The organism is Pseudomonas sp. Z18(2022) (genome assembly GCF_036346535.1).
Classification (GTDB): Bacteria; Pseudomonadota; Gammaproteobacteria; order Pseudomonadales; family Pseudomonadaceae; genus Aquipseudomonas; species Aquipseudomonas yamanorum_A.
Genome location: NZ_JAOTOA010000019.1, coordinates 95251 through 106727 on the forward strand (window position 1 = coordinate 95251; position 11477 = coordinate 106727).

Here is an 11477-nt window from a genome sequence, read left to right on the forward strand (position 1 = left end):
GAAAAACCCATGTGGGAGCTGGCTTGCCTGCGATAGCGGTGGGCCAACCAAAGCAGCGTTGACTGACAGGGCGCTATCGCAGGCAAGCCAGCTCCCACATTGATCATCCGGGTTCTTGAGATCTTTTTATGGGCGATGGCGTTCAGCATAGCCGAACGCTGCTTTATTGAAATGCAAATTCTCAGAACGGCTACGCCCTTGCATGATCCGGCTCAGATTCCCTGCCCGAGGACATGCACCTGATGAGCGCCACAGACTGGATCGGCCGTAGCGAAACAGCCCACGACCACTTGAGCCACAACCTGCTCAAACGCATCGCCGCCACCTTTGGCGAAGCCGTACCGGCGGACGGCGAAGCAGTTCCGCCCCTGTGGCAATGGTGCTTTTTCCAGGACCCGCTGCCGGAATCCGCCCTGGGCGGTGATGGTCATCCGGCCCGTGGCGGCTTCCTGCCGCCGGCCGATAACCGCAACCGCATGTGGGCCGGCGGGCGCATCGAGTTCTTCCATGCGTTGCGGGCCGGTGAGGCCGCCACCCGCGTCTCGACCATCACCCAGGTGGAAGAAAAAACCGGTCGCACCGGTTCGTTGCTGTTCGTCACCGTGCGCCACGACTATTCCCAGGACGGCCGCCTGGCCCTGCGCGAAGAACAGGACATCGTCTACCGCGAACCCACGCCGCCCAAGCAGGGCAGTGGTGATGTGCTTCCCGATGGTGCCTGGCGCGAAGCGGTGGACCCGACGCCGACCCTGCTGTTCCGCTACAGCGCCGTGACCTTCAACGGCCACCGCATCCATTACGACTACCCCTACGTCACCGGCACCGAAGGTTATTCGGGGCTGGTGGTGCACGGGCCGCTGATCGCCACCCTGAGCCTGCGGGCCTTTTGCCGGGCGAACCCGGCGGCCACGTTGCGCCGTTTCTCCTATCGCGGCGTGCGCCCATTGATTGCCCCGCAACCCTTTGAACTCGGCGGGCGCATCACCGCGCCGGGCGTGGCTGAACTCTGGGCAGGCAACGCGGACGGCCTGGCCCAGCGCGCCGAACTGCATTTCGAATAAACCTCCAAGAACAACAGGCGGAGAGCCGTTAATGAACCCCAATGACAACGAAGAACTGAATGCCATCCGCGAAGGCGTGCGCGCCCTGTGCGCCGAATTCGACGCGGCTTACTGGCGCAGGATTGACGAAGAAAAAGGCTTCCCCGAAGCCTTCGTCAAGGCCCTGACCGACGCCGGCTGGCTGTCGGCAATGATCCCGGAAGAATACGGCGGCTCGGGCCTGGGGTTGGCAGAAGCCTCGGTAATTCTGGAAGAAGTGAACCGCTGCGGCGGCAATTCCGGCACCGTCCACGGCCAGATGTACAACATGTTCACTCTGCTGCGCCACGGCAGCGAAGCGCAGAAAAGCTTCTACCTGCCCAAGCTCGCCAGCGGCGAACTGCGCCTGCAATCGATGGCCGTGACCGAGCCCACCACCGGCACCGACACCACCAAGATCAAGACCACCGCCATCAAGCGTGGCGACAAGTACGTGATCAACGGCCAGAAAGTGTGGATCTCGCGAGTACAGCATTCCGACCTGATGATCCTGCTGGCCCGCACCACGCCGCTGGCCGAGGTGAAGAAAAAGTCCGAAGGCATGTCGATCTTCCTGGTGGACCTGCGGGACGCGATCGGCAACGGCCTCACCGTGCAGCCCATCGCCAACATGGTCAACCACGAGACCAATGAGCTGTTCTTCGACAACCTGGAGTTGCCCCTCGACAGCCTGATTGGCGAGGAGGGCAAGGGCTTTCGCTACATCCTCGACGGTCTCAACGCCGAGCGCACCCTGATTGCCGCCGAGTGCATCGGCGACGGTCGCTGGTTTATCGAGAAAGCCAGCGCCTATGCCCGTGACCGCGTGGTGTTTGGCCGGCCTATCGGGCAGAACCAGGGCGTGCAGTTCCCGATTGCCGAAGCGCATATCGAGATCGAAGCGGCCGACCTGATGCGCTGGCGTGCCTGTGAGGAATACGACAGCGGCGCCAACGCCGGGGCCAGTGCGAACATGGCCAAGTACCTGGCAGCCAAGGCGTCCTGGGAAGCGGCCAATGCCTGCCTGCAAACCCATGGCGGCTTCGGCTTTGCCTGTGAATACGACGTGGAGCGCAAGTTCCGCGAGACCCGCCTGTATCAGGTCGCGCCGATCTCCACCAACCTGATCCTGTCCTATGTGGCCGAGCATCTGCTCGAACTGCCACGCAGCTTCTGAGGAACCGACCATGAGCCATACCCAAGCGCTGTGCCGGTTCCTCGCCGAGTTGAAGTACGAACAATTGCCGGACGAGGTACTCGCCCGCACCGAGGACCTGTTCCTCGACTGGCTCGCCTCGGCGCTGGCCAGCAAGGGCGCGCATCCTATCCCGCTGTTCGAACGTTATGCCCACACGATGGGCCCGGCCAATGGTCCCGCGCAGGTGATCGTCAGCGGGGGCAGCAGCAGTGCGTATTTTGCCGCGCTGGTGAACGGCGCGTCGTCGCACCTGGTGGAGCAGGATGACCTGCACAACAGCTCGGTATTGCACCCGGCGACCGTGGTGTTTCCGGCGGCCTTCGCCGCGGCGCAAGACCTCGACAAGTCCGGTCGCGAGTTGCTGCTGGCCTCGGTGGCCGGTTACGAAGCCGGGATTCGCATCGGCGAATTCATGGGCCGTTCCCACTACCGCATCTTCCATACCACGGCCACCGTCGGCACCCTCGCGGCGGCTGTCGCGGTGGGCAAGTTACTCGACTTCAACCAAGAGCAATTCATCAACCTGCTGGGCAGTGCCGGTACTCAGGCGGCCGGTCTGTGGGAGTTCCTGCGGGATGCCGCCGACTCCAAGCAACTGCACACCGCCAAGGCGGCGGCCGATGGTCTGTTGGCCGCTTATTTGACGGCCGACGGGCTGACCGGTGCGCGCAATATTCTGGAAGGTGATCAGGGCATGGCCGCCGGCATGTCCACCGACGCGGCCCCGGGCAAGCTGTCGGATCGCCTCGGCAGCCGCTGGGCGCTGCTGGAAACCTCGTTCAAGTTCCACGCCTCATGCCGCCACACCCACCCGGCCGCCGATGCGCTGCTGGACCTGATGCAACGTGAAGGCCTCAGCCATGACCAGATCACCCATGTGGAAACCCGCGTTCACCAGGGCGCCATCGACGTATTGGGCCGGGTGACGCTGCCGCAGACGGTGCATCAGGCCAAGTTTTCCATGGGCACCGTGCTGGGTTTGATTGCCGTGCATGGCAAGGCCGGGCTGACGGAATTTCATGAGCTGGCACTCAACGACGGGGCCGTGGCGGCGTTTCGCGACAAGGTCAGCATGACCCTCGATCCCGAGGTCGACGGTGCCTATCCCCAGCGCTGGCTGGGTCGGGTGATCGTGACCACGACTGATGGCCGCACCGTTCACGGCGCCATCGACGAACCCAAGGGCGATCCCGGCAACACCCTGAACCGTGCCGAACTGGCCGACAAGTTCCAGCGCCTGACCCAGTTCAGCGGCGCCCGCACACCCGCGCAAACCGCCGGGCTGATCGACAAGGTCTGGGATCTGCGCAACGTCGCCTCCCTGGCTCACTGGCTTTAAGGAGCTGCCATGACTGCTAATCAACGACCGCTGGACGGCATCACTGTCGTCAGCCTGGAACACGCGATTGCCGCGCCGTTCTGCACCCGCCAGCTGGCCGACCTGGGCGCGCGCGTGATCAAGATCGAACGCCCGGGCGCCGGCGACTTTGCCCGTGGCTACGATGAGCGCGTGCGCGGCCTGGCCTCGCATTTCGTGTGGACCAACCGCTCCAAGGAAAGCCTGACCCTGGACCTCAAGCACGCTGATGCCGGGGACATCCTGGAAGCCCTGCTGGGCGACGCCGACGTGCTGGTGCAGAACCTGGCGCCGGGCGCCGCCGCACGCATGGGCCTGTCATTCGAGGCGCTGCATGAGCGCTTCCCGCGGCTGATCGTCTGCGACATCTCCGGCTACGGCGAGGGTGGCCCGTATGAGAAGAAAAAGGCCTATGACCTGCTGATCCAGAGCGAGGGCGGCTTTCTCTCGGTCACCGGTGGCCCGGGTGAAGACCAGATGGCCAAGGCCGGCTGCTCCATCGCCGACATCTCCGCCGGGATGTACGCCTACAGCGGCATCCTCTCGGCGCTGTTGCTGCGGGGCAAGACCGGGCTGGGCAGCCGCATTGACGTCAGCATGCTGGAAAGCCTGGTGGAGTGGATGGGCTACCCGATGTACTACGCCTTCGACGGCGCACCCCAGCCACCGCGCGCAGGTGCCGCGCATTCGACGATTTACCCCTACGGGCCGTTTCCCACCGGCGACGGCGGCACGGTGATGCTCGGTTTGCAGAACGAGCGCGAATGGGCGGCGTTCTGCGACAAAGTGCTGCTCACCCCGGAGCTGGCCACTGACGAGCGTTTCTCGGCCAACTTCAAGCGTTCGGAAAACCGCGAGGTACTGCGTCAGATCATCGTCGACAGCTTTGCGCAGATGAGCGCCGAGGGCGTGATCCAGCGCCTGGAAGACGCGCAGATCGCCAGCGCCCGAGTCAACGATATGCAAGGCGTGTGGGACCACCCGCAGCTCAAGGCTCGCGACAGCTGGCGCGAAGTCGACAGCCCGGCGGGCAAGTTGCCCTCGTTGCTGCCACCGGCCCGCAATGCCGCGTTCACCCCGCGGATGGACGCGGTGCCGGGGCTGGGACAGCACAGCCAGGGGATTCTCGACCAGCTGGGTTACTCCGCTGAAGCCATCGACAGCCTGCGTGCACGCGGCGTTATCTGATAAGGAATTGAACGATGCCAACCTCTCTTGTGCGCTCTGCGCTGTTTGTACCGGGTAGCCGACCGGAGCGGTTTGCCAAGGCCTTGGCCAGTGGCGCCGATGCGGTGATTGTGGACTTTGAAGACGCGGTGGAAGAGCCGCTCAAGCGCCAGGCCCGGGACAACCTCGGGGTGTTTTTGCAGGCAACGCCGGCGGCGCGGGTGTGGGTACGGATCAACGCGCCGGAGCATCCCGAGCATTTTTCCGATGTGGCGTTCTGTCAGGCCCACGCCGGGGTCGCGGGGGTGTTGCTGCCCAAGGTTGAAAGCGCGGCCCAGGTGGCCGTGGTTGCGGCAACGGGCAAGGCCATCTGGCCGATCATCGAGAGTGCGCGGGGCTTGCTGGCGGTGGCGGAAATCGCTCATGCGCCGGCGGTGGAGCGCCTGTCATTCGGCGGCCTGGACCTGGCGCTGGACCTGAACCTGAGCAGCAATTCCCCGGCCGCCCAGTTTGCCCTGGACCAGGCCCGCCTGGCCTTGATCGTGCATTCCCGCGCCGCCGGGCTGGTGGCGCCGCTGGACGGCGTGCACCCGGCCATCGACGACCCCGAAGGCCTGCGCCGCTCGATTCGGCATGCCTATGAAATGGGTTTTGCCGGCGCGCTGTGCATCCATCCCAAGCAAGTGGCGGTGATTCATCAGGCGTTGGCCCCCAGCGCCGAGGATCTGGCGTGGGCCAAGCGGGTGGTGGAGGCCGGTGCCCATGGGGCAGGGGCGTACCAGTTGGACGGGCAGATGGTCGATGCGCCGGTGTTGCTGCGGGCTCAAAGATTATTGGCTGCGCAACCGTAAACATGTGGGAACGGGCTTGTGTGGGAGCCGGGCTTGCCCGCGATGGGATCAATGGGGTTGTCTGAAGCACCGAGGTGCCTGCATCGCAGGCAAGCCAGCTCCCACACAAGCCAGCTCCTACAGTTGATCTCGGTTGTCAGCCAGGTCGGCGTTCGTCCACGCCGAACGCAGGTATCTAAAATTCGAAATTCTCTATACGCGTGACATCAGGCACCTTGCCCCTATAACACAACAATAAGAAGGTGATTTCCATGCTCAAGCTTTCTCGGGCGCTGTTCTGCGCCGCCACCTTGTTTGCCGCGGGCCTGGCCCAGGCGGCCGACCCCATCGTGATCAAGTTCGCCCACGTCGTCGCAGAAAACACCCCGAAGGGCCAGGGCGCGTTGCTGTTCAAGAAGCTCGCTGAAGAGCGCCTGCCGGGCCGGGTGAAAGTCGAGGTGTACCCCAACTCCTCGCTGTTCGGCGACGGCAAGGAGATGGAAGCGCTGTTGCTGGGAGACGTGCAGATGCTGGCGCCGTCCCTGGCCAAGTTTGAGCAATACACCAAGCAAGTTCAGATCTACGACCTGCCGTTCCTGTTCAACGACCTGGCGGCGGTCGACCGCTTCCAGGCCGCCCAGGGCAAGGCGCTGCTGACCTCGATGCAAGACAAGAACATCCTCGGCCTGGCCTATTGGCACAACGGTCTCAAGCAATTGTCGTCGAACAAGGCACTGCGTGAGCCCAAGGATGCCCGTGGCCTGAAGTTCCGCGTGCAGGCCTCAAGCGTGCTGGAAGAGCAGTTCAAGGCGATCCGCGCCAACCCGCGCAAGATGAGCTTTGCCGAGGTGTACCAGGGCTTGCAGACCGGCACCGTCAACGGCACCGAGAACACCTGGTCGAACTATGAAAGCCAGAAGGTCAACGAAGTGCAGAAGTACTTCACCGAATCCAACCATGGCCTGATCGACTACATGGTGATCACCAACGCCAAGTTCTGGAACGGCCTGCCGCCGGACGTGCGCACCACCCTGGACCAGATCATGGTCGAAGTCACCGTCGAGGTGAACAAACAGGCCGAAGCGCTGAACCAGTCGGCCAAGCAGAAGATCATCGACGCCAAGACCAGCGAAATCATCGAACTGACCCCCGAGCAGCGCCAGCTGTGGCGCGAAGCCATGCGCCCGGTGTGGCAGAAGTTTGAAGGTGAAATCGGGGCGGACCTGATCAAGGCCGCCGACGCGTCGAACCAGTAACCGATCGCTGACACAGCCCGACTCCTGTGGGAGCGGGCTTGCCCGCGATGGCATCACCTCGGTGTTCCTGAAAGACCGAGTCGCCCGCATCGCAGGCAAGCCAGCTCCCACATTGATCCGGTTTCGTCAGTGACTTGTCGTGAATATCCCCGTCCAGTTTCGCGAGGTTTTGCCATGCAAACGCTAAGGCGCATCTGGGAGCACCTGGAGGAAGGCTTTATCGCCATCCTGCTGGCCGCCATGACCCTGGTGACTTTTGTCTACGTCATGCTCAACAACATCTATACCCTGTTCTTTGCCCTCGCTGATAAGTGGGCGTGGAGCAGCGGCTTCTTCAACGCCCTGGGTGACCACACCATGGGCTGGGCCCAGGATATGACCTGGAGCGTGGCGCTGACCAAGGCCATGTTCGGCTGGCTGATTTTCTTCGGTATTTCCTACGGCGTGCGCACCGCCGGCCACCTTGGCGTGGACGCCCTGGTCAAGCTGACGCCGCGCCGGGTCCAGCGCCTGCTGGGCATGCTGGCCTGCCTGTGCTGCCTCGCGTACGCCGGGCTGTTCATGGTCGCCAGCTACAAGTGGCTGAGTGCGGTGATGACCGCCAGTATCGGCGCCGAAGACCTCGACAAGTTCGGCATCGATGTCAGCGACATCGTGGTGATCGTGCCCATCGGCTTCGCCCTGGTGTTCATCCGCTACCTGGAAATTTTCTATCGCATCTTCACCCACCGCCAAACCGGGCTGGGCCTAGCCGACGAAGCCGGTGAAGCCAGCAAGTTGGCCGGCAGCCATGAGGAGCGTCACTGATGGCCGTTCTGTGTCTGTTTTTGCTGCTGTTCGTGTTCATGTTCCTCGGCGTGCCCATCGCGATTTCCCTGGGCTTGTCGGGCGCGGTGTCGATCCTGATGTTCAGCCCGGACTCGGTGAGTTCCCTGGCGATCAAGCTGTTTGAAACCTCGGACGCCTATACCTTCCTGGCGATTCCGTTCTTCCTGTTGTCGGGTGCGTTCATGACCACCGGCGGCGTGGCGCAACGGTTGATCGACTTTGCCAACGCCTGCGTCGGGCACATCCGCGGCGGCCTGGCGATTGCGGCGGTGTTGGCGTGCATGCTGTTTGCCGCGCTGTCGGGTTCATCGCCGGCGACGGTGGCCGCGGTGGGTTCGATTGCCGTGGCGGGCATGGTGCGCTCGGGCTATCCGAAGGAATTCGGCGCCGGGATCATCTGCAACGCCGGTACCCTGGGCATCCTGATTCCGCCGTCGATTGTGATGGTGGTGTATTCGGCGGCCACCGAAACCTCGGTGGGCAAGCTGTTCATGGCCGGGGTGATCCCGGGCCTGTTGCTGGGCCTGATGCTGATGGTCGCGATCTACATCGTCGCGCGCATCAAGAAGCTGCCGGCCCAGCCACGGGCGACCTTCCGCGAGTGGCTGACCTGTGCCCGCCGGGCGTTCTGGGGCTTGCTGCTGCTGGTGATCATCCTGGGCGGTATCTACAGCGGCATGTTCACCCCGACGGAAGCGGCGGCGGTGGCGGCGGTGTATTCGGCGTTTGTCGCGCTGTTCGTCTACAAGGACATGAAGATCAAGGACTGCCCCAAAGTCCTGCTGGAGTCCGGGCGCCTGGCGATCATGCTGATGTTTATCATCGCCAACGCCATGCTCTTCGCCCACGTGCTGACCACTGAGCAGATCCCCCAGGAAATCACCGCGTGGGTGATCTCCGAAGGCCTGACGCCGATTGGTTTCCTGATCATGGTCAACGTGGTGCTGCTGGTGGCGGGCAGCTTTATGGAGCCGTCGGCCATCGTGTTGATCCTGGCGCCGATCTTCTTCCCGATCGCGATGAAGCTGGGGATCGACCCGATTCACCTGGGGATCGTGATGGTGGTCAACATGGAGATTGGCCTGGTGCACCCGCCGGTGGGGCTGAACCTGTTTGTGACCTCGGCGGTGACCGGGCTGACACTGGGCCAGACCATCCGCGCGGCGTTGCCGTGGCTGATGATCCTGCTGGTGTTCCTGATCATGGTGACCTACCTGCCGTTCATCTCGCTGGCCTTGCCGCACTGGCTGGGGATGTAAACCCAACTTAAAGCACACCACAAAACAATGTGGGAGCCGGGCTTGCCCGCGATGAGGGAGTGTCAGCCAGCACATGTGCCAACTGATACACCGCCATCGCGGGCAAGCCCGCTCCCACATTTGATGTGTGCAGGGTTTTATTTATCCATCGCACTCAGGATCGCATGGGCCGCTTTCACCCGTTCGGCGTTCGGGTAGTTCTTGTTCGCCAGGATCACCACCCCCAGGCCTTTGCTCGGCACGTACGCCACGTAGGCGCCAAAGCCACCAGTGGCGCCAGTCTTGTTCACCAGCGTGTCGGCATGGGGCGCTTGTGGTGGTGTCAGCCAGTTGACCTTGTGGGGCTGGAAGGCCATTTGGGCCGAGTTGCCTGCAGTCAGGGCGTCCAGGGTGATCGGGTAGGGGTACATCTCCCAGCCGAGGCCCTGGGTCATGCCATCCACCGTGTAATAACCGGTGTGCGTCGCGGCAATCGCCTGTTGCAGCGGCTCTTCCAGTTTGGCCGGGTGCATGTTGACTTCAACGTAGTGAATCAGGTCCGAGGTGCTGGTCTTGATGCCGTAGGCCTCGGCGTCCAGGGCGCCCGGGCCGACACGCACCGGTTTGCCGGCCTTGTCGTAACCCTGGGCGTACAGGTTCATCTGCGCCTTCGGCACGGTGATGAAGGTGTGCTTGAGGCCGAGTTTGGGCAGCAGCGTTTGCTCCATCAGCCGGTCAAACGGCTGGCCCAGGCTTTGGGCGGCGAGGTGGCCGAACAGGCCGATGCTCGGGTTGGAGTACAGGCGTTGGGTGCCGGGGGCGAAATCCGGTTTCCAGTGCTGGTAATAGCTGATCATCTTGCTGGCGTTATCGGACTCATCCGGGAATTGCAGTGGCAGGCCACCGGCGGTATAGGTGCCGAGATTGAGCAGGCTGATGTGGTCAAATTTGTCGCCACGCAACGCCGGCAGGTACTGGCTGGCCGGGTCCGAGAGTTTCAGCTTGCCGTTCGCCAGGGCAACGCCTGCGAGGGTGGCGGTGAAGGTCTTGCTCACCGAGCCGATTTCAAACAGGGTGTTTTCGGTGACCGGTTGCTGGCTGTCCTTGTTTGCGACGCCGTAGTTAAAGTATTGCGCCTTGCCGTTCTGGATCACCGCTACCGACAGGCCGGCAATGTCTTGCTGCTGCATCAGCGGTTCGATGGTTCCGTCCACGACCTGGCGCAGGTCTGCGGCCGCCATGCAGTTGCCCGCGCCGAGCAATAAGGCGAGTATGGCGACTCTTGGTGCTTTTGAAGAACGTTCGTACATGATGATCCGGCTTCCATAAGGTGATGTGTTGATGACCAATACCTGCGCGGGCGCCGCAAATTTAGGCAGATTGTGCGGCTACGACAAACGATGATATCTCGCAGCAGTCATTAGAAAATTTAGGGTCAGGTTATGCTCCGTTCCCATTTGCCCCTCAACGCGCTGCGGGCTTTCGAAGCTTCTGCGCGGCATTTGAGTTTTACCCGGGCCGCGATTGAGCTGTGCGTCACCCAGGCGGCGGTCAGTCACCAGGTGAAAAGCCTGGAGGCGCAGCTCAATGTCACGCTGTTCAAACGCTTGCCCCGGGGCCTGATGCTTACCAGCGAAGGCGAAACCTTGCTGCCGGTGCTGCGTGAATCCTTTGACCGGATTGCGCAAACCTTAGGCCAGTTTGAAGCCGGGCATTACCGCGAAGTGTTGACGGTAGGCGCGGTGGGCACCTTTGCGGTGGGCTGGTTGTTGCCCAGGCTGGCGGACTTCCAGGCGCGCTACCCGTTTATCGACTTGCGTCTGTCCACCAACAACAACCGGGTCGATGTGGCCGCCGAGGGGCTGGATTACGCGATCCGTTTTGGCGCTGGAGCGTGGCATGGCACCGAGGCGTGCCAGTTGCTCGAAGCGCCGCTGACAGTGCTGTGCGTGCCGCAGATTGCCCGCCAGTTGCAGGCCCCGGCGGACCTGTTGAAGCACACCTTGCTGCGCTCTTACCGCGCGGATGAATGGACGCAATGGTTCCTGGCCGCTGGGCTGCCGGCTGACACGCTGGTGCCCCGCAGCATTGTGTTTGATTCATCCCTGGCAATGATGGAAGCCGCGCTGCAAGGTGCAGGTGTGGCGTTGGCCCCGGCGATGATGTTCAGCCGGCAGCTGGCGACGGATGTGATTCGCCAGCCGTTCGAGGTGGGCATTACCACCGGCAGTTACTGGTTGACGCGCTTGCAGTCGCGGGCCGAGACACCGGCGATGGCGGCGTTCAAGGCATGGTTGCGCGAAATGGCTGTGAATTAGGTCCTGCGACCTGTGGTGAGGGAGTTCGCTGTGGTGAGGGAGCTTGCTGTGGTGAGGGAGTTTGCTGTGGTGAGGGAGTTTGCTGTGGTGAGGGGGCTTGCTGTGGTGAGGGGGCTTGCTGTGGTGAGGGAGCTTGCTGTGGTGAGGGAGCTTGCTGTGGTGAGGGGGCTTGCTGTGGCGAGGGAGCTTGCTCCCGCTGGAGTGCG

10 protein-coding genes and 1 pseudogene are annotated in these 11477 nt (G+C 62.9%); 10 read left to right on the top strand and 1 reads right to left on the bottom strand.

Annotation, left to right across the window (positions count from 1 at the left end; all coding sequences use genetic code 11):
• Positions 1–242: 242 nt before the first annotated feature.
• From V3W39_RS26910 to dctM, 8 genes are all read left to right on the top strand, one after another.
• Entirely contained in the window at positions 243–1061 is an 819-nt protein-coding gene (locus V3W39_RS26910; protein ID WP_330213691.1) for an FAS1-like dehydratase domain-containing protein, read from the top strand.
• Between the two features lie 31 nt (positions 1062–1092).
• Entirely contained in the window at positions 1093–2256 is a 1164-nt protein-coding gene (locus V3W39_RS26915) for an acyl-CoA dehydrogenase family protein (protein ID WP_177046740.1), read from the top strand.
• A 10-nt stretch (positions 2257–2266) separates the two neighbouring features.
• Positions 2267–3616: an MmgE/PrpD family protein gene (locus tag V3W39_RS26920; RefSeq protein ID WP_330213692.1), complete on the top strand. Its 1350-nt coding sequence runs from the start codon at positions 2267–2269 to the stop codon at positions 3614–3616.
• A 9-nt stretch (positions 3617–3625) separates the two neighbouring features.
• Positions 3626–4822, top strand: coding sequence for a CaiB/BaiF CoA transferase family protein (locus V3W39_RS26925; protein ID WP_259201242.1), 1197 nt, complete (start codon positions 3626–3628; stop codon positions 4820–4822).
• A gap of 14 nt (positions 4823–4836) precedes the next feature.
• Entirely contained in the window at positions 4837–5652 is an 816-nt protein-coding gene (locus V3W39_RS26930) for an HpcH/HpaI aldolase/citrate lyase family protein (RefSeq protein WP_330213693.1), read from the top strand.
• Positions 5653–5903: 251 nt separating this feature from the next.
• Positions 5904–6887, top strand: coding sequence for a TRAP transporter substrate-binding protein (locus V3W39_RS26935; RefSeq protein WP_167664734.1), 984 nt, complete (start codon positions 5904–5906; stop codon positions 6885–6887).
• A gap of 174 nt (positions 6888–7061) precedes the next feature.
• Complete coding sequence (locus V3W39_RS26940; protein WP_177046732.1) at positions 7062–7694, top strand: TRAP transporter small permease; 633 nt, start codon at positions 7062–7064, stop codon at positions 7692–7694.
• Positions 7694–8974 carry a C4-dicarboxylate TRAP transporter large permease protein DctM gene (gene dctM, locus V3W39_RS26945; protein WP_010169752.1) on the top strand — a complete coding sequence of 427 codons (1281 nt, stop codon included), beginning with the start codon at positions 7694–7696 and terminating at the stop codon, positions 8972–8974. Before V3W39_RS26940 ends, dctM begins: the two co-directional genes overlap by 1 nt.
• Before the next feature lie 137 nt (positions 8975–9111).
• Here dctM and ampC read toward each other — a convergent pair whose 3' ends face one another.
• Positions 9112–10263, bottom strand: a complete 1152-nt coding sequence (gene ampC / locus V3W39_RS26950) for a class C beta-lactamase (RefSeq protein ID WP_330213694.1) — start codon at positions 10261–10263, stop codon at positions 9112–9114.
• Between the two features lie 132 nt (positions 10264–10395).
• Between ampC and V3W39_RS26955 the strand changes: the two genes are divergently transcribed.
• Positions 10396–11271 (top strand): LysR family transcriptional regulator, encoded by an 876-nt coding sequence (locus V3W39_RS26955; RefSeq protein ID WP_177121013.1) that lies wholly within the window; start codon positions 10396–10398, stop codon positions 11269–11271.
• A gap of 15 nt (positions 11272–11286) precedes the next feature.
• A pseudogene (locus tag V3W39_RS26960) lies at positions 11287–11477 on the top strand (hypothetical protein); the annotation flags it as partial.

What these genes read in the sequence shown, in the direction of transcription:
- V3W39_RS26955 (WP_177121013.1), top strand. Translation starts at nt 10,396, where the DNA reads ATGCTCCGTTCCCATTTGCCCCTCAACGCGCTGCGGGCTTTCGAAGCT.
- V3W39_RS26925 (WP_259201242.1), top strand. Translation starts at nt 3,626, where the DNA reads ATGACTGCTAATCAACGACCGCTGGACGGCATCACTGTCGTCAGCCTG.
- V3W39_RS26940 (WP_177046732.1), top strand. Translation starts at nt 7,062, where the DNA reads ATGCAAACGCTAAGGCGCATCTGGGAGCACCTGGAGGAAGGCTTTATC.
- V3W39_RS26930 (WP_330213693.1), top strand. Translation starts at nt 4,837, where the DNA reads ATGCCAACCTCTCTTGTGCGCTCTGCGCTGTTTGTACCGGGTAGCCGA.
- V3W39_RS26920 (WP_330213692.1), top strand. Translation starts at nt 2,267, where the DNA reads ATGAGCCATACCCAAGCGCTGTGCCGGTTCCTCGCCGAGTTGAAGTAC.
- V3W39_RS26935 (WP_167664734.1), top strand. Translation starts at nt 5,904, where the DNA reads ATGCTCAAGCTTTCTCGGGCGCTGTTCTGCGCCGCCACCTTGTTTGCC.
- ampC (WP_330213694.1), bottom strand. Translation starts at nt 10,263, where the DNA reads ATGTACGAACGTTCTTCAAAAGCACCAAGAGTCGCCATACTCGCCTTA.
- V3W39_RS26915 (WP_177046740.1), top strand. Translation starts at nt 1,093, where the DNA reads ATGAACCCCAATGACAACGAAGAACTGAATGCCATCCGCGAAGGCGTG.
- dctM (WP_010169752.1), top strand. Translation starts at nt 7,694, where the DNA reads ATGGCCGTTCTGTGTCTGTTTTTGCTGCTGTTCGTGTTCATGTTCCTC.
- V3W39_RS26910 (WP_330213691.1), top strand. Translation starts at nt 243, where the DNA reads ATGAGCGCCACAGACTGGATCGGCCGTAGCGAAACAGCCCACGACCAC.